The organism is Paenibacillus sp. FSL K6-2862 (assembly GCF_038005125.1).
Lineage (GTDB): Bacteria > Bacillota > Bacilli > Paenibacillales > Paenibacillaceae > Paenibacillus > Paenibacillus illinoisensis_A.
Map to the genome: position 1 here is coordinate 2,436,673 of NZ_JBBOSN010000001.1, position 22,956 is coordinate 2,459,628.

Genomic DNA, 22,956 nt, shown 5'->3' on the forward strand with positions numbered 1-22,956 from the left:
AGTTTTGTTGATTGAACACCGAAGGTGCTCAAGTTTAAAGTGGAGGGTGAACAATTGGAACAGCCAGTATTCAAACGCGTTGTCTTAAAGGTTAGTGGGGAGTCCCTTTCCGGTCAAAACGGCTATGGTATTGATGCAGAGACGATCTCGTCGATTGCTCAGCAGGTAAAAGAAGTTGTTGAACTTGGTGTGCAGGTTGCCATCGTATGTGGTGGTGGAAACATCTGGCGTGGAATCGCCGGCAGCGAAAACGGCATCGATCGAGCAACAGCCGACTATATGGGAATGTTAGCTACAGTAATGAACTCGCTAGCACTGCAAGATGCATTGGAACAGATTGAAGTGCCTACACGTGTACAGACTTCTATTGCCATGCAGCAAATTGCAGAGCCATATATCCGTCGCAGAGCTATTCGTCATCTAGAGAAAGGCCGTGTCGTTATTTTTGCAGCTGGTACAGGTAACCCGTTCTTCTCCACGGATACAACAGCAGCACTGCGCGCAGCGGAGATCGAAGCAGAGGTCATCCTGATGGCTAAAAACAAAGTTGATGGCGTATACTCGGCCGATCCGTTCAAGGATAGTACTGCTGAGAAATATGAGCAACTGACTTACCTCGATGTACTTAACAAAAATCTTGGTGTAATGGATTCGACGGCGTCCTCGCTCTGTATGGACAACAACATTCCGTTGATCGTATTTGCCATTACAGAACAAGGTAACATCAAACGTGTAGTTCTCGGTGAACGCATCGGAACAATCGTTAAAGGGAGTGTAGATTAATGCCAGAAGCGGTTAAAAAACATGCCGAAGAACGTATGGATAAAGCAATTCAAGCGTTACGTCGTGATCTTGCCACTTTGCGTGCAGGACGTGCAACTCCGGCTCTTCTGGACCGGGTTCAGGTAGAGTATTATGGAGCAATGACACCACTTAATCAACTTGCAAATATTAGCACACCAGATTCCCGTACGCTGATGATTCAGCCGTGGGACAAATCTTCTATGGGCGAAATTGAACGTGCGATCATGAAGTCGGATCTGGGATTAACACCGGCCAACGATGGTAACATGATTCGTTTGTCCATTCCTCCACTTACAGAGGAGCGCAGAACAGAACTCGTTAAACTGACGAAAAAGTTCGGCGAAGAAGGAAAAGTTGCGATTCGTAACATTCGTCGTGATGCGAATGATGATATCAAAAAAATGGAGAAGTCAGAGATTTCCGAGGACGAGTCCCGGAGACATCAGGACGATATCCAAAAATCGACCGACAAGTTTATTGCTGAAGTCGATAAGGTACTCGCTGCCAAAGAAAAAGAAATTATGGAAGTGTAAGACAAGCGCAGCCCCTCCAATACGGTGGGGTTTTGTCTCTTTTTCTAGTCTTCAGGTGAAGAAACTTCAGGGATTTTGGAGGAACAGGAATGATCAAACGGGTTCGGTCGTGGTGGAATGGGGCTGAAAAGCAGGAAACGCTGACTATATCCGAGGATAATATCCCGCAGCACGTTGCCATTATTATGGACGGGAATGGTCGATGGGCCAAACGTCTGGGTCTGCCACGCATAGCTGGGCATCAAAATGGCATGAAGGCAGTGAAACGTGCAACCATCGCGGCGGATGAACTGGGCATCAAATATCTGACGATGTATGCTTTTTCGACAGAAAACTGGACACGTCCAAAAGAAGAAGTGGATTTTCTAATGAGACTTCCACAAGAATTTCTGGCGATTGAGTTAGATGAACTTATAGAGAAGAATGTCCGCATACGCATGATGGGGCAGGAAGAGAAGTTACCTTCACATACCGTTAATGCCCTACGTGAAGCAATTCGTCTTACGGAACACAATACGGGGCTTGTATTGAACTTTGCAATGAATTATGGAAGTCGTCGAGAAATGACGGACTGTGTGAAGCAGATTGCGCTGCAGGTCCAGTCGGGGGAACTCTCGGCAGAAGACATTACACCTGAGCTCATAGACAAACATATGTTGACTGTGGATATGCCTGATCCGGATCTGTTAATCCGGACAAGTGGAGAATTAAGGCTCAGTAATTTTATGCTTTGGCAGCTTGCATATAGCGAGTTATGGTTTACGGATATATACTGGCCCGAATTTGGCAAACAGCACTTGCTTGAAGCAGTAGCCGAATATCAGCGCAGAACAAGGCGTTACGGCGGTTTGAAATAGATGGAGGATGAAGCCGTTGAAACAGCGATTAACGACAGGGATAGTAGCAGGTGTGTTGTTTTTGGGTTTTTGCATGCTGGGCGGACCTTGGTATCATGGCCTGGTACTGCTTATGGCTCTCATCGGTTATTATGAATTTGTGAAAATGACGGGGGTACAACCTTTTTCAGGTGTAGCCCTGATTGGATATGCAGGTGTTTTTGCACTTGTCTTTCCATGGGAAATGGTGTGGGAAGGCAGACCGCTGACGCTGTTCCAGATTAGTTGGCTGGTTATGCTTGTTTTAATGACGGCCTCGGTGATAACCAAGAACAGGATTCCTGTGAATACAATCGCCATGCTCTTTTTGGGTGTGCTGTATATAGGCATCGGTTTTTATTATATTGCTGAGTCCAGACATCTTCATCACGGGCTATTTTGGACATTCCTATTATTAGGCTCAATCTGGGCCAGTGACGCTGGTGCCTACTTTGTTGGGAAGCTCATGGGGAAGAACAAATTATGGCCATCAATAAGTCCTAACAAAACGGTGGAAGGCGCGTTGGGCGGTATTGTGATTGCCGTTGTAACATCTGTTGTGTTTGCGATGTTATCGAATGGCTTGTTATCTTGGCAGAGAGCAATATTGATTGGGCTCGCATGTGCTGTAGTCGGCCAAATGGGGGACCTAATCCAATCCGCTTACAAACGTGTGTACAATATTAAGGATTCCGGCAACCTTCTTCCGGGGCATGGAGGTATTCTGGATCGGTGCGACAGCTGGATTGTTGTGTTTCCATTTGTACATATACTAATGCTTCTGCCTTACTAATGTTTTGAACATAAGACGTGTATAACCAATGGATTCGAAATTATGCACGCGATGGATAAATAAAGATGAGGTGCAGCATGAAGAAAATAGCAATTCTCGGATCCACCGGTTCGATTGGAACTCAAACATTGGATGTCGTTGACATGCATCCTGAGCTTTTTCAGGTGGAGGGCCTGGCTGCCGGAGGGAATACGGAACTTTTAATCAAACAAGCCAATCGCTATCGGCCAAAAAAGGTATCTGTAGGTACCAAAGAATTGGCTGAGACGGTCGCCCCGCACTTACCTGCGGGAACGCAGCTCTTTTATGGAAAAGAGGGCTTGGTGGAAGTAGCAGCCGGGACAGACGCAGATACTGTGGTGACAGCTGTCATGGGGAGCGTAGGACTCGAATCAACACTGGCTGCCATTGAAGCAGGCAAACAAATAGGGCTTGCCAATAAGGAAACTCTGGTGACAGCAGGACATATTGTGACAGCGCGAGCTGTGGAAAAAGGTGTCTCTCTGCTGCCGATCGATAGCGAGCACTCTGCGATATTTCAATGTTTGAACGGAGAAAACCGTAACCGGGTAGCAGGAATTACCCTTACGGCCTCAGGGGGTTCTTTCCGCGATTTCTCACGTGAACAGCTGCGGGATGTTACGGTTGAAGATGCCCTGAAGCATCCCAATTGGTCGATGGGCTCCAAAATCACGATTGATTCCGCAACGATGGTGAATAAAGGCTTGGAAGTGATAGAGGCTCATTGGTTGTTCGGGTTGACCTATGACCAGATTGACGTGCTGCTTCACCCAGAGAGTATTATACATTCCTATGTTGAATTTGAGGATACGAGCATCATTGCTCAACTTGGCAATCCGGACATGCGTGTTCCGATTCAGTACGCGTTAACTTATCCGGATCGGCTGCCTTCACCAGCACAGCGACTCTCTTTGGCCCAAGCAGGCAAGCTGCAATTCCGTGAGATGGATATGGAACGGTTCCCTTGTTTAAGACTTGCTTATGAGTGTGGTAAAATGGGAGGGACTGCAACTACGGCATTTAATGCCGCGAATGAGGTTGCTGTGGCACGCTTCTTGCGCAAAGAGATTTCGTTCCTTAAAATAGAGGATATTATTGCTTCCGTGCTGGATGCACACCGCAATGTGGACAATCCTGATCTCGAAGAAATTGCAAGATGTGACCAGGAAAGTCGTAAACATGCTTTTAGTCTATAATCCTTTTTTCATCACAAATATGGAAGAAGTGATTCTCTTGTGCGGCACCTTGGAATAATGATAATCTAAAGGGACAGACTTCGGTTCGTGCCGTGAAGGAGGATGGATAGGGATTGGAAACCATACAAGTTGTATTTTTAACGGTGCTCATGTTCTTTGTCATCGTGACGGTTCATGAATGGGGGCATTATTATTTTGCCAAACGCGCCGGTATTCTTGTAAGGGAATTTGCGATCGGTTTTGGTCCCAAATTGTTCTCATATAAAAGAAACGAGACCCAGTTTACATTGCGTTTGCTTCCATTTGGCGGATATGCACGTATGGCTGGTGAAGACCCCGAGCTTGTAGAAATCCAAGAGGGTCAGACCATTGCGGTTAGACCGATGGATGATCAAGTGAAAATGATTTATCTGGACCAATTGGATAATCGTAAAAATGTAATACGTGGCGAAGTGATCTCCATTGATATGGAGAATGCGTTGAAAATGCAATTGGATGTTGATGGAGAGGTACAACACTACCGCATACATCCACAAGCAATGCTCGTTAGTCGCGGTAAACAAACACAAATTGCTCCGAAAGACCGGCAGTTTGGCAGCAAGACGGTTGGACAACGGGCGATGGCGATTTTTGCTGGACCATTGATGAACTTCATTCTGGCTTTTGTCTTGTTTGCTGTGTATGCACAAATGGCCGGAGTTCCGGTGGAAAACCCTAAAAATCTGCAAATCGGTGAAGTACTTGAGGGCGGCGCTGCCGACCAGGCCAACCTGAAAGAAGGAGATATCATTGAGACTATCAATGGTACGGCTATAGGTATTGATTCGCAAAAAATGGTGGCTATGATTGCTGAGTCGAAAGACAAGCCGATGGAATGGACCCTGCGTCGGGGAGATGAAACGTTTAATATAACGATTACGCCCCGTACTGTAGAGGGACAAGAGGGTGGTAAGGTGGGAATCGTGCCAACACTGCCGACCCGATCTGTTGGATTTGCAGAAACGTTCAAAGTATCAGGTTTAGCCATGGTAGATACCACAAAAGTCATCTTTGAAGGTTTCAAACATCTGATTAATCAGTTTAACATGGACGACATTGGCGGACCGGTACGTACATTTGAAGTAACAGGTCAGATTGCCAAACAGGGCATTGAACAGCTAACAAGATGGGCTGCTATTTTGAGTTTGTATCTTGGAATCTTCAACCTGTTGCCAATACCTGCGCTGGATGGCAGCCGATTGGTATTCCTTGGAATTGAAGCGCTAAGAGGACGGCCTGTTGATCCTAACCGTGAAGGTATGGTTCACTTTGTAGGCTTTGCCATGCTGTTTGTACTGATGCTGGCTGTAACATATAATGATATACTACGTTTAATTAACGGATAATTATGGTTTGACTACACTCTGAATTTGCAGAGAGGGTCGTTATGGGAGGACGCTGGAGTCTTATGTCAAAGGAAAATGATAAACAATTCGTGACTGAAATCACACCACAGGGCGAGGATTTCTCCCGTTGGTACATTGATGTTATAAAAAAGGCCGATCTGATGGATTATTCGCCGGTTCGCGGATGTATTGTGTTCAAGCCTGACGGATTTGAAATCTGGGAACATATCAAGGATGAACTTGATCGTCGTTTCCGCGAAACGGGCCATCGCAATGCGTATTTCCCGATGTTCATTCCAGAGAGCTTTTTCCAAAAAGAAAAAGAACATGTTGAAGGATTTAACCCGGAATTGCCTTGGGTTACCGAAGCTGGTGGTGAAAAGCTGGAAGAACGCCTGGCAATTCGTCCGACTTCCGAAACCATCATTGGTCACATGTATTCCAAATGGATTCAATCCTATCGTGATCTGCCAGTTCTGATCAACCAGTGGGCTAACGTTGTTCGTTGGGAGAAAAGAACATTGCCTTTCCTGCGGACAAGCGAATTCCTCTGGCAGGAAGGTCATACGGCTCACGAAACGGAAGAAGAAGCACGTGAAGAAACGATGCGCATGCTTGAAATCTATCGCGAAGTCGTAGAAGAGTATTTGGCAATCCCGGTCATCACTGGTCAAAAAACGCCATCAGAGAAATTTGCAGGTGCGGTGGATACATACTCCATCGAAGCGATGATGAAAGATGGACGTGCCGTACAGGCCGGAACTTCTCACTTCATGGGTACTAACTTTGCAAAAGCATTTGAAATTCAGTATCTCAGCAGGGAAAATGTGCTTGAGCATGCGTATACGACATCGTGGGGCGTAAGTACACGCTTGATCGGTGCGCTGATCATGGTGCACGGTGATGATCGTGGCCTGGCACTTCCTCCAAAAGTGGCACCAACCCAAGTCGTGATGATTCCGATTGGACCGCCAAAAACACGTGATGCCGTTGTGGGTCGTGCGGACGAATTGTTCGCTGAACTGAAAAAAGCAGGCATTCGTGTTAAAATGGATGACCGCAGCGACGTTCGTCCAGGCTGGAAATTCAATGAATACGAGATGCGCGGAGTTCCAATTCGTCTCGAGATTGGTCCTCGCGATATGGAAAATGGTGTATGTGTGCTTGTGTCTCGGATCACTGGTGAGAAAAAAGTAGTAGAGCAGGCGAATCTGGTGGAAGAAATTCAGAATATGCTGAATCAGGTTCAATCTGATATGCTGGAACGTGCACGGACATTTATGTCGGACAACTTCTACTCTGTAGATACGCTCGATGAGATGAAGGAATTGATGGAAAACAAACGTGGCTTTACGCTGGCCGGCTGGTGCGGCTCCGAAGCTTGCGAAGATAAAGTGAGAGAAGTAACAGGTGCAACAAGCCGGAACATTCCGTTCCAGCCTGCGGAAGAAAAGCATACGTGCCTGGCTTGTGGTGAAAAGGCGAAGAACACAGTAGTGTTTGCAAGAGCCTACTAGGTCATCATTAACATCAGGAATATTCACCGTATGAGTAAGTAGTGGAAGGCTTCTGTCGGATAAAATGAGTCGGTGCGGGTTCGGATCGGGGACATTTTTGATTGCAGGAGCTTTTCATGTTTTAAGGGGGTACAAGGAGGAACACGATGAGTGGATTCGAGGAGAAACGAAAACGGTTTGAATTGTTGATGAAACAGGCAGAGCTGCCTGCAGGTCTGACCGATCCCTATTTTCTGGACGGATGGATTGAACAGGTAGAGACGAACCGCAGCAACCGGGAATGGCATATCCTGATCTGTAAGGATACGTTGGTCCCTGCACCGATCTATCGTACGTTTAGCCTGCATATTCAGGAGAAAATGAATCATATCGCCAAAATTACATTTGGTTTTAAGTATACAGAGCAAGTGCAGCCCGGTGATATTGTCAGTGAATATTGGAATTTGTTTCTAGAATGGGTTACTCGCGAGATTCCATCCGTAAATGGATGGATGAACCGAACTACCTTTGAATGTGAAGCAGATTTGCTGCAATTGACCATGAGTGATTCTACATCGATGGAGCTGGCGCGCAAGAAACAGATTGATCAAGCGATTACAACATTCTATGAAAAGTATTTTCATCTCCCGCTCCGCATTAAACTACAAGTTGGTGAAGTGGGAAGCAATAAGGAAGCGATGGAGCAGTTCCAGGCGCAGAAGAAGGTTGAGGAGCGACAGGTCATCGAACAGATGATGAGCGAAGTGACCGAAATGGAAGCTCCAGAAGACGAAGATCAGGGCGATGTACGCTTGCAGATGGGCTATGAGATCAAAGAGCCAGCTGTACCGATGCAGGACGTTCAGGATGAAGAGAAGAAAATTACACTTCAGGGCTCGATCTTTGGTCTGGACCGCAAGGAGCTGCGGAACGGAAATACGCTGTTTACCTTCTATCTGACCGACTTTACAGATTCGATGCAGATGAAGATGTTTGCGAAGACAAAAGAGGATGTTAAAATTTTGAGCCTCCTGGCCAATGGGAAATGGGTCAAGGTTCGCGGACGCGTAGAGTACGACCGGTTTATGCAAATTCCTGAACTGGCCATGATTCCTTCGGATCTGACCGAAATCAAAGCACCTCCATCAAGAAAAGATACCGCGCAGGAGAAACGGGTGGAATTCCATCTGCATTCAACTATGAGTACCATGGATGCTGTAACCTCCATCGATAAATATGTGAAAACTGCTGCTGAGTGGGGACACAAGGCAATTGCCGTCACCGATCACGGTGGAGTACAAGTCTATCCGGAGGCAGCCAAAGCAGCAAAGAAAAACGGCATCAAAATGATATACGGCCTAGAGGCCAATGTAGTGAATGATTCCGTTGCCGTTGTTCTCGCACCACAGCCAATTGATCTGAAAACTGCGACCTACATCGTATTCGATATCGAGACGACGGGTCTTTCCGTTACACAGAACAAGATTATTGAGATTGCTGCGGTTAAAGTGCAAGAGGGCAAAGAGATCGACCGGTTTGCCACCTTTGTAAACCCACATGAACGAATTCCGTACAACATTCAGCAATTGACCAACATTACGGATGAGATGGTCAAAGATGCACCGGAGCTTGAACCGGTCATTCGTGAGTTTGTTGCGTTTGCGGGTGATGGCGTGCTGGTCGCGCACAATGCACGATTTGATATGGGCTTTATCCAGGCGTCCCTTAAAAATTTGGGTATGCCTGAGCTGCCAAACCCTGTGCTGGATACGTTGGAATTGGCGCGGCTTTTGTATCCAAAAATGAAAAACCACCGACTCAACACATTGGCTGACAAATACAAAGTTGCACTGGAAAGCCATCACAGGGCGATTGATGATACGATTGCACTTGCTGGAATCCTGAATGGACTAGTGAATGATGCAGCCCAGTTAAAAGGCTTAACCATGCTGGACCGGTTGAACGATTACGTTGGGGTTGATCTGTCGAATACACGTCCATTCCACTGCGGGATTTACGCATTGAATGATGTCGGCAAGAAGAATTTGTATAAACTGGTGTCCTTGTCTCATACGGAATACTTCAAGCGTGTCCCATGTATTCCGAAGTCTAAACTGGTCGGCTTGCGTGAAGGACTGGTTATTATATCCGGATGTGAAAAAGGAGAATTCTTCGAGGCTGTTCTGAATAAATCACTGGAAGAGGCCGAAGAAATCGCCGAGTTTTACGACATTTTGGAGATTCAACCCCTTACGATGTATATGCATCTAGTGGACAAGGGACTTGTGGCCACACCGGAGGAACTGAAACTTGCGGTTCGTAAAGTAATTGATATCGGAGCCAAATTGAACAAGCCGGTTATTGCTACAGGCAATGTGCACTATTTGGAGCCGAGGGACAAAATCTATCGGGATATTACCATCCACGGAATTACCGGTTTCAGTCCGCTGAAAGACCAGCGCAAACCGGATGCCCATTTTAGAACCACAGCAGAAATGTTAGAGGAATTCCAGTTCCTGGGTCAGGATAAAGCCTACGAGGTTGTCGTCACGAATACGATAGAACTTGCTGATCGCTTTGAGGAAATCAAGCTGTTCCCGGATAAACTGTTTACGCCAATACTGGAAGGTGCTGACGAAGAGATTCGGAATACCTGCTACAATACGGCAAAGTCGATATATGGTGAAGACCTGCCTGAAGTCATAGTGGCACGCCTAGAGAAAGAGCTCCAGCCGATCATCAAATACGGTTTCTCCGCAAACTATCTGATCTCGGAGCGTCTGGTGAAAAAATCAAATCAGGATGGTTATCTGGTAGGCTCCCGGGGATCTGTAGGATCATCGGTTGTCGCAACCTTCCTTGGCATCTCCGAGGTTAATCCGCTTCCGGCTCACTATATCTGTGTAAACTCTGAATGTAAGCACAGCGAATGGTTCCTGGACGGAAGTGTACCAAGTGGATTTGACCTTCCAGAGAAGGAATGTCCCGACTGCGGGGGCAGACTGAAGGGAGAAGGGCAAGATATACCGTTTGAGACGTTTCTTGGCTTTAAGGGGGACAAGGTTCCCGATATCGATTTGAACTTCTCGGGTGATTACCAGCCACATGCTCACAACTACACGAAAGTACTCTTTAGTGAAAAAAGCGTGTTTCGGGCTGGAACCATTGGTACCGTTGCCGAGAAGACAGCCTTTGGTTTTGCCAAGAAATATGAGGAAGAGCATCATAAGAAATGGCGCGGAGCAGAATTGAATCGACTGGCTTCAGGTTGTACAGGGGTCAAGCGGAGCACGGGACAGCATCCGGGGGGAATTGTCGTTGTGCCGGATTATATTGAAGTGGAAGATGTTACTCCTGTTCAATATCCTGCGGATGACGTTAATGCAGAGTGGAAAACAACGCACTTTGATTATCATGCCTTTGAAGAGAACTTGTTGAAACTGGATATTCTAGGACATGATGATCCGACGATGATGCGGATGCTGCAGGATCTGACCGGGGTCGATCCTACCACCATTCCGATGAATGATCCGAAAGTCATGAGCATGTTCAACTCTACGGAAGCACTGGGAGTAACTCCTGAACAAATCCGTTCACCTGTTGCAACCTTTGGTGTGCCGGAGATGGGGACGAAGTTTGTGCGACAAATGCTTGTCGAATCCCAGCCGTCGTCTTTTGCCGATTTATTGCAAATTTCGGGGTTGTCCCACGGAACAGGGGTTTGGCTTGGAAACGCACAAGAATTGATCAAGAACGGTACATGTAACATTAAAACGGTAATTGGTTGCCGGGATGATATCATGTTATTCCTCATTTATAAAGCGGGGATGGATGCAAGTCTGGCCTTTAAGATTACAGAGAGTGTTCGTAAAGGGCGGGGGTTGCCTCAGGAGTGGATTGATGAGATGAAAAACTGCAAAGTGCCACAATGGTACATTGACTCCTGCCTCAAAATCCAGTACATGTTCCCGAAGGCCCACGCGGCCGCTTATGTCATTTCGGCAGTTCGTACTGCATTCTTCAAGCTGTATCATCCTATTGAATTCTACGCAACCTATTTTACAGTTCGTGCAGATGAGTTTGACATCGAGCTGGTTTGTCAGGGGTACGATGCGATCTATCGGAAAATTGTTGAAATTGAACAATTGGGTTTCCAGGCACCGCCAAAAGAAAAAAACATGCTTCCTGTGCTTGAGATGGCTCTGGAAATGGCAGCTCGTGGATTCTCACTCAAGCCGATTGATTTGTATCGTTCTGAAGCTACCAAATTTATCGTAGACGGAAATGCACTGGTTCCTCCATTTTCTGCACTGGCGGGAATCGGTGATAATGCAGCACGTAATATTGCGGCGGCAAGAGATCATGGTGAGTTTCTGTCGATTGAAGATTTTCAGCAAAAATCCAAGGCAAGTAAAACGATTGTCGAACTATTGTCTGGCATGGGCTGTTTCCGGGGGCTGCCGGAAAGCAATCAATTATCCCTGTTTTGATGGAAGCTTAACCCGTCAAAAAAACGCCTTTCAGAGGGTTGCGTGATTTTTTCTTCATTAGTACGCAATTGACCTGAAAGATCGCTTACTTGTCACTATTACCAGACTATGTTATAATTTCTGAAGTGAACGAGATAGTACGAATTTCTGAAGAGTGGGGAAACCCACTCTTTAGTCTTTGGTATACAAGAATCTTGGGTATTACGAAATTGTCGGCTTAACATGTCGGCGTAACCTAAGTTGGAGGTTATCGGTTTTGAGCACAACGAAGATTAAATCTACCGTGGAAGAAATGATCCAACCCTACTTGAATGAACAAGGCTTCGAGCTGGTTGACATCGATTACGTCAAAGAAGGCAGTAACTGGTTTTTACGGGTTTATGTCGACAAAGAGGGTGGCATCGACATCGATGATTGTGTCTTGATCAGCGAACAGCTGAGCGCCAAGCTGGATGAGAACGATCCGATTCCAACCGTCTATTTCCTTGAAGTGTCTTCTCCGGGAGCTGAACGTCCACTGAAAAAAGCGGAGGATGTTGCAAAATCCGTAGGGAAAAACGTATTTGTTACTACCTACGAAGCAGTGAATGGAATCAAGGAGTTTGAAGGTAAACTGCTTTCCTTTGATAACGGGGAACTTGTGATCGAAGCAGGCAAGAAGCAGTACACGGTTCCTTATGATAAGGTAGCCAGTGCGCGCTTGGCCATTCTGTTTTAAGTGCCTTGTTCACTTTATTAATGAAAAAGACACATCTCACGATAACGGCAAGGTGCTCATGAGTTTTGAGCCTTTCGCCGTTTTACGTATGAGATGCCATGTTTGAAAGGGGGATCAACATTCATGAGTATGGATTTTATTGAAGCAATGAATGAATTGGAGCGGGAAAAAGGGATCAGCAAGGATGTGCTGTTTGAAGCGATTGAGGCGGCATTAATCTCCAGCTACAAACGTAATTTCAACACCGCTCAAAACGTGCGTGTTGATATGAACCGCAACACTGGAGTTATTCGTGTATATGCACGCAAATTAATCGTGGAGGAAGTCCTCGATTCACGTACCGAAATTTCGTTGCCTGCTGCACGTGAAATTAACCCACACTTCCAGCTGGAAGATATTGCGGAGATTGAGGTTACGCCGCGCGATTTCGGACGTATCGCCGCACAGACTGCCAAACAGGTAGTGACCCAGCGGATTCGTGAAGCCGAACGCGGCCTGATCTACAACGCTTTCGTAGACAAGGAAGAGGATATCGTTACGGGAGTGGTGCAGCGTCAGGATTTGCGCAATATCTACATCGATCTGGGCAAAATCGAAGCGGCATTACCGTTAACCGAATTGATGCCGAATGAAAAATTTGTTCATGGTGACCGTATCAAGGCATACATCACTAAGGTCGAGAATACGACCAAAGGGCCGCAAATCATTTTGTCCCGCACACATCCGGGTCTATTGAAACGTCTCTTTGAACTGGAAGTTCCTGAAATCTTTGATGGAGTTGTTGAGATTCGCTCCGTTGCACGTGAAGCGGGCTTCCGCTCCAAAATTGCCGTACATTCTCGCAATGAGGAAGTTGACCCGGTTGGATCATGTGTAGGCCCTAAAGGCATGCGCGTGCAGACCATTGTGGGTGAGCTGCGCGGTGAAAAGATTGACATCGTTCGTTACTCCGAACAGGTAGACGAATATGTGGCTAATGCATTGAGTCCTTCCAAAGTGTTGGAAGTTCAAGTATTTGAAGAAGAGAAGATGGCCCGTGTCATCGTACCGGACTATCAACTGTCCCTCGCTATCGGCATCAAGGGCCAAAATGCCCGCTTGGCAGCGAAGCTGACCGGCTGGAAAATCGACATCAAGAGCGAGAGCCAGGCGGAACAGGAATTCGGCAGAGAAAAAGACTCTTCTTCAGAAATGCACCAAGATTCCGTCTCCGTCGATTAAAGTAAAGCACGGGGGGCGCTAACGTATGAAACAGAAAAAAGTACCGCTGCGCAAATGTGTGGCGTGCCAAGAAATGATGCCCAAAAAGCAACTGATCCGTATCGTTAAAACGCCAGAGGATGAAGTGCTGATCGATTTGACTGGCAAAAAGTCCGGACGTGGCGCTTATTTATGCGGCAAGGAATCCTGTTTTAAACTTGCACTCAAAAACCGGTCTTTGGATCGGGCGTTGAAAGGCAAGGTTTCACCTGAAATTTACGAGCAATTGGCTGCTGATTTCGCTTCGGTTGAAGATGATTTCATCGCAGCGCAGGAGCGTGATCATGATGAATAACAAAGCGTTGTCTTATCTGGGACTCTCCATGCGCGCAGGCAAACTGGTGACAGGTGAAGAAATCGTGCTCAAGGCGATCCGTTCTTCCGAAGCTAAGTTGGTTATTGTTGCGGGTGACGCCTCGGCCAATACACAGAAGAAATTTCGCGACAAATGCGGAACCTACAAAGTTCCGCTGGTGATCGGATTTGACCGGGATAGTCTGGGTTCAAGTATCGGTAAAGAAACGCGGGTTGTTCTTGCGGTAACGGACCGTGGGTTTGCAAAAATGATCTCCAAGCAAGTCGGTATAATGTCGGAGGTGGAGTATATTGAGTAAACAGGAAAACAAGGATAAATTGCGAGTTTATGAATATGCGAAGTCCCTTAATATGAGCAGCAAAGAAATTATAACCATTCTTAAAAAACTGGATATTCCCGTAAACAATCATATGAGCGTCATGGAGAATGGTTCAGTGGGTAAGGTGGAACAATTTTTTAAAGATATAAAATCCACTGCAGCATCGAAACAGAACAGCGAGGCTAAACCAGTCGCTACTTCGTCCGTGCGCAGTGAAAAAACAGTGGACAGCAACAAGCCGGCCGGCGGAGCGAACACGCCGAACAACAGTAATTCATCCGGTAGTCCCGTACAAACAAAAATACAACAGGAAAAGCAGGTAGGTATGAACAATAGACCAAATTCAAACAATAACAACGGCTCCCAAAGACCCAGCGGCCAAGATAGCCGCAACAGAACGAACTCTTCCCAAGGCTCCAGCCAGGGCGGACAAACAGGTAATCGTTCCAGACCTTCGCAAGGCGGACAAAGTAGTACGGCTTCACGTCCACAAGGCGGAACAAGCAGCACAGCTTCACGTCCACAAGGTTCAGGACAACGGCCTAACAACAGTGGTGGCGGTCAAGTGAGAAGCGCTGGGCCAAGCAACACTGGCAATGGCGGTAACCGCAGCGGTGGCCAAGGACAGAATCAAGGTCAAGGTCAGCGCAGAGGCGGTCAAGGAAATTCCGGTAATAACAACGGCAACCGTTCAAACAGTGGCGGCGGTGGACGTCGTTACGATGACAACCGTGGCGGCAACTTCCGCGGTAACCGTGGTGGCAAGAACAACCGTAACAGAAACCAGCAGCAGTACCAACAACGCGAGAAAATTGATAACACACCTAAGAAAATCATCGTACGTGGTGATATGACTGTGGGTGAAACAGCGAAGCTGCTTCACAAAGATGCTTCCGAAGTTATCAAGAAACTCATTGGTATGGGTGTTATGGCTACAATTAACCAAGAGCTCGATATCGATACCATTCTTCTGCTCGCAGGTGAATTCGGTGTTGAGGTTGAAGTGAAAATTGTGCTTGAAGACGATCGTTTCGAAACTGTGGAAGAGAACGATGATCCTGCGGATCTGCAATCCCGTCCTCCAGTTGTAACGATTATGGGTCACGTTGACCATGGTAAAACAACACTGCTTGATGCCATTCGTTCCACGAATGTAACGGGCGGCGAAGCTGGCGGAATCACGCAGCATATCGGTGCCTATCAAGTAGAAATCAACAACAAAAAAATCACGTTCCTGGATACACCGGGTCACGAAGCGTTTACAGCGATGCGTGCTCGTGGTGCACAAGTAACGGATATTACCATCATCGTTGTTGCTGCGGATGACGGCGTTATGCCACAGACTGTTGAAGCTATTAACCACGCAAAAGCAGCGGGTCTGCCTATTATCGTTGCGGTTAACAAAATCGATAAGCCTGGTGCAGATCCGGACAAAGTAAAACAAGAACTTACCAACTATGAACTCGTTCCGGAAGAATGGGGCGGTGACACCATCTTTGTTAACGTTTCGGCGAAACAAAGAATGGGTCTGGAAGGTCTACTTGAAATGATCCTGCTCGTTGCTGAAGTGAACGAGTACAAAGCGAACCCGGACAAACGTGCCCGTGGTACAGTGATCGAAGCCGAGCTGGATAAAGGACGCGGCCCAGTTGCCCGTATTTTGGTACAGCATGGTACGTTGAAAGTTGGAGATGCCTTTGTAGCAGGTAACTGCTTCGGTCGCGTACGTGCGATGGTGAATGATAAAGGTCGCCGTCTGAAAGAAGCTGGACCTTCTACTCCTGTAGAGATCACAGGGTTGACTGAAGTTCCAGGTGCGGGAGATCCATTCATGGTATTTGAGGATGAGCGTAAAGCTCGTTCTATCGCTGATAAACGTGCGATCACGCAACGTGAATCCGATTTGGGTACCAACACACGTGTAACACTGGACGATCTGTTCCAACACATCAAAGATGGCGAAATCAAAGATCTGAATGTCATTATCAAAGGTGACGTTCAAGGTTCTGTTGAAGCATTGAAGGGTTCACTTGCAAAAATCGAGGTTGAAGGCGTGCGCGTGAAGATCATTCATAGCGGTGCTGGTGCAATTACCGAATCCGACATCATCTTGGCTGCTGCATCAAATGCCATCGTGATCGGTTTCAACGTTCGTCCTGACAATCAGGCGAAAATAACTGCAGATCAAGAGCAAGTAGACATCCGTCTTCACCGTGTCATCTATAGCGTTATTGAAGAGATTGAACAGGCGATGAAAGGAATGCTTGATCCGATCTACAAAGAAAATGTAATCGGTCATGCTGAAGTTCGCAGTACGTTCAAAATCAGCAAAGTGGGTACCATTGCAGGATGTATGGTTACCTCCGGCAAAATTACACGCTCAGCGGAAGCACGCTTGATTCGTGATGGCATTGTTCTTTACGAAGGTAAGCTTGATTCACTGAAACGTTACAAAGATGATGCCAAAGAAGTAGCTCAAGGCTACGAATGTGGTATTACTCTTGATAACTATAACGATCTCAAAGAAGGCGACGTTATCGAAGCCTTTGTTATGGAGACGGTACAACGATAAGCAAGGAAGCATGAGGTGAACAACTATGGCCAAGATTCGTACAGGTAGAGTGGGCGAGCAGATCAAGAAAGAATTGAGCGTGCTCATCCAGTCCGAACTGAAAGATCCACGTATCGGCTTCATTACCGTAACAGGTGTCGACGTGACTAACGACTTGTCGCAAGCCAAAGTTTATCTGAGTGTCTTCGGTGAACAGGAGCAAAAAGATAACTCGCTTAAAGCACTCGATAAAGCAAATGGATTTTTGCGTTCCGAGCTGGGCAAGCGAATTAGACTTCGCCATGTACCTGAATTGATATTCAAGATCGACGAATCGATCGCTTATGGCAGCCGTATTGAGAAGCTGCTTGGCGACATCGGTACCGACAAGAACGAATCCCAGTAACAGCATAAAGGAGACGGCAATGCACACTTATGAACAGGCGCTTCAGGCAGGAAAGCAATTCCTGCTGGAGCATGATGATTACCTGGTCGTGTCGCATGTACAGCCGGACGGTGACGCAGTCAGCTCGACGATAACAGTGGGCTGGCTGCTGTCATGTCTGGGGAAGACATTCACGATGATCAATGAAGGTGAGATCCCGCAGCGGATGCGCTTTTTGTGGGGTGCAGCTGAAATCGTGAACATGACCGAGCAACCACCGCAGCGTAAATATAAAGCAGTGATTTGTGTAGACTGTGCAGATTTTGCAAGAGTGGGCCTAACTCGCCATTATTTCGAAGAAGATGCTGTTATTCTAAATATTGATCACCATCCCACCAATGATGCTTATGGAACGGTTAATATCATTAAGCCGGATGCAGCAGCTACTGCAGAGATCCTGTTTGATTTTGTAAACTTGTTCCCGGTGACGTTGAATCAAGATGCTGCAACGGCTATCTATACAGGGTTGCTTACGGATACAGGCGGGTTCCGGTACGCGAATACCAGTCCAAATGTGATGTCAACAGCATCCAAATTGCTTGAGCATGGTGTAAATGGACCGTACCTTGCGCAAATTTTGCTTGAACAGGTTACGCTTCCCCAAGTTCGGATATTGAATCAGGCGCTTTCGAGTCTGCAGATGACAGAGGATGGAAAAATTGCCTGGGTGGTTATTACGCCTGAAGATATGATTGCTTGCGGAGCGGCTAATGAGGATCTCGAAGGCGTTGTAAACTATCCCCGTAATATTCAAGGTGTAGAAGTGGGGATTTTTTTCAAAGTCATCAACAATAACGCGGTGAAAGTGTCTCTTCGGTCGGCAGGCAAAGTCGATGTTGCTGCGCTTGCACAGACATTTGGCGGGGGAGGCCACGTACTGGCTGCCGGGTGTCGTGTGGAAGGTGAGTTGGAAGAGATCGTAGCCAAAGTGCTGAAGCAGGTGAATGCGCAATGGTAAAACCACTTGAAGGAATTTTGCCTGTATACAAGCCGGCAGGATTCACCTCGCATGATGTTGTAGCCAAAATGCGACGCATTCTGAAAATGAAGCGTATTGGACACACCGGAACATTGGACCCACAAGTTACAGGTGTACTTCCGCTGTGCCTCGGTCGGGCCACACGGGTAGTCGAATACATGCAGGAACTTCCGAAAGAGTACTTGGCAACACTACGATTGGGCCTGTCTACGGACACGGAGGATCTGACAGGTGCGGTTATTGAACGTGCGGAAGAATCAGTCCAAGTTACCGAAGAACAGGTGCTTGAGGTCCTGAATCAGTTTAAGGGTACGATTTCGCAGGTTCCACCCATGTATTCAGCGGTAAAAGTCGACGGTAAACGTCTGTATGAGCTTGCACGTGAAGGCAAAACAGTGGAGCGTAAGAGCCGTGAGGTTACGATTTACGAGATTGAACTGACCGGAATCGAAACGCATGGTGACACGACAGATATTTCCTTCAGGGCATTATGTTCTAAAGGAACATATATTCGAACATTGTGCGTAGATATCGGCCGAGAACTGGGTTACCCATCTACCATGGTACAGCTTGAGCGTACCATTTCTGCAGGAATCACAGCGGATCGGTGCTTGCGATTTGAGGATGTGGAACAGCACATGGCCGCAGGTACGCTGGCTGAAGTGCTGATTTCGGTAGATGATGCCGTTGACTACATGCCTGCCCATAAAGTTCCAGAGGATAACACCAAAGGCGCTCTCCAAGGACAGAAATTGTCTGCACGTCTATTGGAACCGCCCGTGGAACAGCCAGGACTTTTGCGGTTATATGCTCAGGATGGCACATTTCTCGGTATTTTCGAACGGGATGAACATAAACCAACAGTTCGAGCTGTTAAGGTATTTTTACCGGAATAAAGAGGCCTTGAGTTTAGGTTCATGTGATGTTAAGCTCGGTCTATCAAGTGAAATGCAGGTGAATGATTGTATGAAAACCGTAATGCTAACGTATCCGCAGACATTAACTTCCGATGAATTGCGTAGACAACCCCAGGTGCTGGCCATTGGCCAATTCGACGGAATGCATCTCGGACATGCAAGCGTCATTCTGTCAGCTGTCCGCATTGCTCGTGAAAAGGGCATGCAGTCAGCGGTAATGACCTTCCATCCGCATCCGAAGGAAGTCATGCGCAAAGGAGATTATGAAGGTTATTTGACGCCCCTGAGAGATAAGGAAGATATCTTGGCAGAGATGGGCGTTGACGTGTTATATGTTGTGAAGTTTAATGAAGAATTTTCACATTTGACACCGGAGCAGTTTGTACATGATCTGTTGATTCCGCTTCAGACACGAACGGCGGTCGTTGGTTTTGACTTCCGTTTTGGTCACAAGGGAGCTGGTGATGAACAGATGCTTCGTTCGCTGGGCAGCAATGAGATGGCTGTAGAAACTGTACCTCCATTCCTGCTTAATGGCGAGAAGGTTAGCAGTTCTTTAATTCGTGGTTTGCTTAAACGTGGAGAAATGGATGAGGCAAGTCAGTGGCTTGGACGACCATACAGTATCAGAGGAACCGTTATCCACGGAGAGAAACGCGGCCGGACTATTGGTTTCCCTACTGCCAATCTCGAATTAACAGATCATTATGTGGCACCAGCAAAAGGTGTGTATGCCGTACGCGTATATCATGGGAAGCAGTCGTTGCGAGGGGTAATGAACCTCGGTGTGAAACCTACGTTCCACGATAGCGGGATGAAGCCTACATTTGAAGTACATGTGCTTGATTTTGAAGGGCATCTTTATGATGAGGAACTGAAGGTTGAACTGGTTCACTATATTCGGGAAGAACGCAAGTTTGACTCCATCGACGCTCTGATCAGCCAGATTCGGGAAGATGCCTTGACTGCGGCAAGACTCTTAGGTTGAAATTTTGAGTAAAATGTATGTTTACATTTACTTTGGTTAGGCAACTATGATATAATGTACTACGTTGTCGTTTTGGACAACAGACAACCTTAGCTTGGTTGCACGCTCTCACCGGCGGTAACGAGGCTAATGGCGATTATAATGAAGGAGGTGAATAGGATGGCATTGACTCAAGAACGTAAACAACAACTGATCGACGAGCACAAAACTCATGAGTCCGATACTGGATCACCTGAGGTGCAAGTTGCTATCCTTACGGAAAACATCAGAAGTTTGACAGACCACTTGCGTACGCATAAGAAAGACCACCACTCACGTCGTGGACTTTTGAAAATGGTAGGTCAACGTCGTAAGCTTTTGGCTTACGTGAAAAACAAAGATGTTAAACGTTACAGCGCATTGATCGAGAAACTCGGATTGCGTCGCTAATTATCGTACATGTTTTCAAAACCAACCTGGCTGTTTTCCGTCGTTCCTCCGTATTGAGGACAAGCGGAGTTTACAGCCGGGTTGTTTTGTAGATGAACATGTTGCCATATATTTGTAGATGACAGCTCCGCAAGGAGCTTTTGTTTTGCAAGTTAATGAATGCAGGACAAGCAGGAAATACTGAGAAAATGCAGAATCCATTGTGTTAGGAACGATTAGAAGGAGGGATTTCATGGAAAAGCGTGTTGAAATGCAGCTTGGTGGAAGAACGCTTGTGCTTGAAACAGGACGTTTGGCTAAACAGGCAAATGCTGCTGTTAAAGTAACATACGGAGATACGGTTGTTTTGTGTACCGTTACAGCATCAAGCGAACCGAAAGATCTGGACTTTTTCCCACTCACGGTGAACTATGAGGAAAGATTGTATGCTGTAGGTAAAATTCCAGGCGGATTCATTAAACGGGAAGGAAGACCAAGCGAGAAAGCCATTCTTGCTAGTCGTCTGACAGACCGTCCAATTCGTCCACTGTTCCCTGAAGGTTTCCGTAATGATGTACAAGTTCTTAACATCGTTATGAGTGTTGATCAGGACTGTGAACCACAGATTGCTGCCATGATCGGTACATCGGCTGCACTGAGCATTTCGGACGTACCATTCAACGGGCCAATCGGTGGCGTAAAAGTTGGACGTATTGATGGCGAATTCATTATCAACCCAACCATTGCACAGCTTGAAGTCAGTGAAATTGAACTCGTTGTTGCAGGAACCAAAGATGCCATCATGATGGTAGAGGCAGAAGCAAACGAAGTTCCGGAAGAAGTCATGCTTGAAGCTATCATGTTCGGACATGATGAAATCAAGAACATTGTGGCTGTCATTGAAGAACTGGTTCAAGTGGCCGGCAAAGAAAAAATGGCTGTAAAACTGCACGCTGTAAATGCGGAAGTGAACAGTGCTGTACGTGAATATGCGAGTGCTCGCTTGGTAGAAGCAGTTAAAATCGCTGAGAAGCATGCTCGTCAAGATGCGATTGATGTAGTGAATGACGAAACCGTTGCTCATTTTGAAGAGCAATACATCGAGACTCCTGAACTGCTCAAAGACGTGAAAGAAGTACTGCACGACATCGTCAAAGAAGAAGTGCGCCGCTTGATCACACATGATAAGGTTCGTCCGGATGGACGCGGACTTGCTGAGATTCGTCCAATTGAGTGTGATACATCTTTGCTGCCGCGTACACATGGTTCCGGCTTGTTCACACGTGGTCAAACACAAGCGCTTAGCATTTGTACCTTGGGTGCATTGGGTGATGTTCAGATTTTGGACGGAATCAGTTTGGAAGAAACCAAACGCTTCATGCATCATTACAACTTCCCGCCATTTAGCGTGGGTGAAGCTCGTCCATTGCGTGCTCCAGGCCGTCGTGAGATTGGACATGGTGCATTGGGTGAACGTGCTCTTTCTAAAGTTATTCCTTCGGAGACGGACTTCCCGTACACAATTCGTCTGGTATCAGAAGTATTGGAATCAAACGGATCAACTTCACAAGCAAGTATCTGCGCAAGTACGCTTGCGATGATGGATGCTGGTGTACCAATTAAAGCTCCGGTTGCCGGGGTAGCTATGGGTCTGATCAAAGATGGAGAGCATGTGTCCATTCTTAGTGATATTCAAGGCATGGAAGATCACCTGGGCGACATGGACTTCAAAGTGGCAGGAACACCTGAAGGTGTAACAGCGATCCAGATGGATATTAAAATTGATGGTATTGATCGTCAAATTTTGTCCGAAGCTTTGGCTCAAGCCAAAGAAGGTCGTATGCATATCCTGGGCAAAATGACTGAAGTAATGAAAACACCGCGTGAGCAGTTGTCTCAATATGCGCCTAAGATTACGACTATGCATATTAATCCGGATAAGATCCGTGATGTTATCGGTGCGGGTGGTAAAATTATCAATAAAATCATCGAGGAAACTGGTGTTAAAATTGATATTGAACAGGATGGACGCGTATTTATCGCTTCTTCCAACCAGGACATGAACGATAAGGCAAAATCGATTATCGAAGGAATCGTACGTGAAGTGCTGGTCGGCGAGATTTATGTCGGCAAAGTAAAACGTGTTGAGAAATTCGGTGCATTTGTCGAAGTTCTGCCGAACAAAGAGGGTCTGGTTCACATCTCACAACTGTCAACAGAGCGTGTTGCCAAAGTAGAAGATGTTGTAGCCGTAGGTGATTCCATTACCGTTAAAGTAACGGAAATTGACCAACAAGGTCGCATCAACTTGTCCCGCAAAGCAGTATTGACGGCTGAAGTTCCGGCGCAGTCCTAAGCTCTGCCTTGATTTTTACAGATCCATTGAATGAAGAGACAGAATGTGTATTTCTGGCTCTTTTTTTAACGTCTAAAATCGGAAACGGTAATGGGTTTCAAAAGAC

The 22,956-nt window shown here is 46.6% G+C and carries 19 protein-coding genes; all 19 read left to right on the forward strand.

The window, feature by feature from the left end; genetic code table 11:
- Positions 1-54: 54 nt before the first annotated feature.
- On the forward strand, positions 55-783 hold the full coding sequence (gene pyrH / locus MHB82_RS11315) for a UMP kinase (protein ID WP_095287801.1): 729 nt from the start codon (positions 55-57) through the stop codon (positions 781-783).
- Entirely contained in the window at positions 783-1,337 is a 555-nt protein-coding gene (gene frr, locus MHB82_RS11320; protein ID WP_095287800.1) for a ribosome recycling factor, read from the forward strand. Before pyrH ends, frr begins: the two co-directional genes overlap by 1 nt.
- Positions 1,338-1,426: 89 nt before the next feature.
- Positions 1,427-2,194: an isoprenyl transferase gene (locus tag MHB82_RS11325; RefSeq protein WP_095358604.1), complete on the forward strand. Its 768-nt coding sequence runs from the start codon at positions 1,427-1,429 to the stop codon at positions 2,192-2,194.
- Positions 2,195-2,210: 16 nt separating this feature from the next.
- Positions 2,211-3,005, forward strand: coding sequence for a phosphatidate cytidylyltransferase (locus MHB82_RS11330; protein ID WP_341174685.1), 795 nt, complete (start codon positions 2,211-2,213; stop codon positions 3,003-3,005).
- A gap of 77 nt (positions 3,006-3,082) precedes the next feature.
- Positions 3,083-4,222 (forward strand): 1-deoxy-D-xylulose-5-phosphate reductoisomerase, encoded by a 1,140-nt coding sequence (locus tag MHB82_RS11335; RefSeq protein WP_341174686.1) that lies wholly within the window; start codon positions 3,083-3,085, stop codon positions 4,220-4,222.
- A gap of 113 nt (positions 4,223-4,335) precedes the next feature.
- The gene (gene rseP, locus MHB82_RS11340; protein ID WP_095358601.1) at positions 4,336-5,607 is read left to right on the forward strand and encodes an RIP metalloprotease RseP; all 1,272 of its coding nucleotides are present in this window, start codon (positions 4,336-4,338) and stop codon (positions 5,605-5,607) included.
- Between the two features lie 62 nt (positions 5,608-5,669).
- On the forward strand, positions 5,670-7,124 hold the full coding sequence (proS, locus tag MHB82_RS11345) for a proline--tRNA ligase (protein WP_095358600.1): 1,455 nt from the start codon (positions 5,670-5,672) through the stop codon (positions 7,122-7,124).
- Between the two features lie 146 nt (positions 7,125-7,270).
- Positions 7,271-11,593 carry a PolC-type DNA polymerase III gene (locus tag MHB82_RS11350; RefSeq protein WP_341174687.1) on the forward strand — a complete coding sequence of 1,441 codons (4,323 nt, stop codon included), beginning with the start codon at positions 7,271-7,273 and terminating at the stop codon, positions 11,591-11,593.
- A 256-nt stretch (positions 11,594-11,849) separates the two neighbouring features.
- Positions 11,850-12,311, forward strand: coding sequence for a ribosome maturation factor RimP (gene rimP, locus MHB82_RS11355; protein WP_110822598.1), 462 nt, complete (start codon positions 11,850-11,852; stop codon positions 12,309-12,311).
- 123 nt (positions 12,312-12,434) lie between these two features.
- Positions 12,435-13,532 carry a transcription termination factor NusA gene (gene nusA, locus MHB82_RS11360; protein ID WP_095287723.1) on the forward strand — a complete coding sequence of 366 codons (1,098 nt, stop codon included), beginning with the start codon at positions 12,435-12,437 and terminating at the stop codon, positions 13,530-13,532.
- A 25-nt stretch (positions 13,533-13,557) separates the two neighbouring features.
- Entirely contained in the window at positions 13,558-13,866 is a 309-nt protein-coding gene (gene rnpM, locus MHB82_RS11365) for an RNase P modulator RnpM (RefSeq protein WP_095287722.1), read from the forward strand.
- A complete protein-coding gene (locus tag MHB82_RS11370; protein WP_181429973.1) occupies positions 13,856-14,185 on the forward strand; it encodes a YlxQ family RNA-binding protein in 330 nt (109 codons plus the stop codon). Before rnpM ends, MHB82_RS11370 begins: the two co-directional genes overlap by 11 nt.
- Entirely contained in the window at positions 14,178-16,778 is a 2,601-nt protein-coding gene (infB, locus tag MHB82_RS11375) for a translation initiation factor IF-2 (RefSeq protein ID WP_110822596.1), read from the forward strand. The genes MHB82_RS11370 and infB overlap by 8 nt, the downstream gene beginning before the upstream one ends.
- A 25-nt stretch (positions 16,779-16,803) precedes the next feature.
- Positions 16,804-17,163, forward strand: coding sequence for a 30S ribosome-binding factor RbfA (gene rbfA / locus MHB82_RS11380; protein ID WP_095358595.1), 360 nt, complete (start codon positions 16,804-16,806; stop codon positions 17,161-17,163).
- A gap of 19 nt (positions 17,164-17,182) precedes the next feature.
- On the forward strand, positions 17,183-18,160 hold the full coding sequence (locus tag MHB82_RS11385) for a DHH family phosphoesterase (protein ID WP_341174688.1): 978 nt from the start codon (positions 17,183-17,185) through the stop codon (positions 18,158-18,160).
- Complete coding sequence (gene truB / locus MHB82_RS11390; protein ID WP_095358593.1) at positions 18,154-19,077, forward strand: tRNA pseudouridine(55) synthase TruB; 924 nt, start codon at positions 18,154-18,156, stop codon at positions 19,075-19,077. The genes MHB82_RS11385 and truB overlap by 7 nt, the downstream gene beginning before the upstream one ends.
- Before the next feature lie 70 nt (positions 19,078-19,147).
- Positions 19,148-20,086 carry a bifunctional riboflavin kinase/FAD synthetase gene (locus MHB82_RS11395; RefSeq protein WP_110822593.1) on the forward strand — a complete coding sequence of 313 codons (939 nt, stop codon included), beginning with the start codon at positions 19,148-19,150 and terminating at the stop codon, positions 20,084-20,086.
- Positions 20,087-20,245: 159 nt separating this feature from the next.
- Positions 20,246-20,515, forward strand: coding sequence for a 30S ribosomal protein S15 (rpsO, locus tag MHB82_RS11400; protein ID WP_056700672.1), 270 nt, complete (start codon positions 20,246-20,248; stop codon positions 20,513-20,515).
- A gap of 232 nt (positions 20,516-20,747) precedes the next feature.
- A complete protein-coding gene (pnp, locus tag MHB82_RS11405) occupies positions 20,748-22,850 on the forward strand; it encodes a polyribonucleotide nucleotidyltransferase (RefSeq protein ID WP_341174689.1) in 2,103 nt (700 codons plus the stop codon).
- Positions 22,851-22,956: the final 106 nt, after the last annotated feature.

Bases quoted from the DNA above. Each gene is read 5' to 3' on its own strand.
- frr (WP_095287800.1), top strand. From the start codon at position 783: ATGCCAGAAGCGGTTAAAAAACATGCCGAAGAACGTATGGATAAAGCA.
- MHB82_RS11325 (WP_095358604.1), top strand. From the start codon at position 1,427: ATGATCAAACGGGTTCGGTCGTGGTGGAATGGGGCTGAAAAGCAGGAA.
- MHB82_RS11335 (WP_341174686.1), top strand. From the start codon at position 3,083: ATGAAGAAAATAGCAATTCTCGGATCCACCGGTTCGATTGGAACTCAA.
- proS (WP_095358600.1), top strand. From the start codon at position 5,670: ATGTCAAAGGAAAATGATAAACAATTCGTGACTGAAATCACACCACAG.
- MHB82_RS11350 (WP_341174687.1), top strand. From the start codon at position 7,271: ATGAGTGGATTCGAGGAGAAACGAAAACGGTTTGAATTGTTGATGAAA.
- nusA (WP_095287723.1), top strand. From the start codon at position 12,435: ATGAGTATGGATTTTATTGAAGCAATGAATGAATTGGAGCGGGAAAAA.
- rnpM (WP_095287722.1), top strand. From the start codon at position 13,558: ATGAAACAGAAAAAAGTACCGCTGCGCAAATGTGTGGCGTGCCAAGAA.
- MHB82_RS11370 (WP_181429973.1), top strand. From the start codon at position 13,856: ATGATGAATAACAAAGCGTTGTCTTATCTGGGACTCTCCATGCGCGCA.
- rbfA (WP_095358595.1), top strand. From the start codon at position 16,804: ATGGCCAAGATTCGTACAGGTAGAGTGGGCGAGCAGATCAAGAAAGAA.
- MHB82_RS11385 (WP_341174688.1), top strand. From the start codon at position 17,183: ATGCACACTTATGAACAGGCGCTTCAGGCAGGAAAGCAATTCCTGCTG.
- truB (WP_095358593.1), top strand. From the start codon at position 18,154: ATGGTAAAACCACTTGAAGGAATTTTGCCTGTATACAAGCCGGCAGGA.
- MHB82_RS11395 (WP_110822593.1), top strand. From the start codon at position 19,148: ATGAAAACCGTAATGCTAACGTATCCGCAGACATTAACTTCCGATGAA.
- rpsO (WP_056700672.1), top strand. From the start codon at position 20,246: ATGGCATTGACTCAAGAACGTAAACAACAACTGATCGACGAGCACAAA.
- pnp (WP_341174689.1), top strand. From the start codon at position 20,748: ATGGAAAAGCGTGTTGAAATGCAGCTTGGTGGAAGAACGCTTGTGCTT.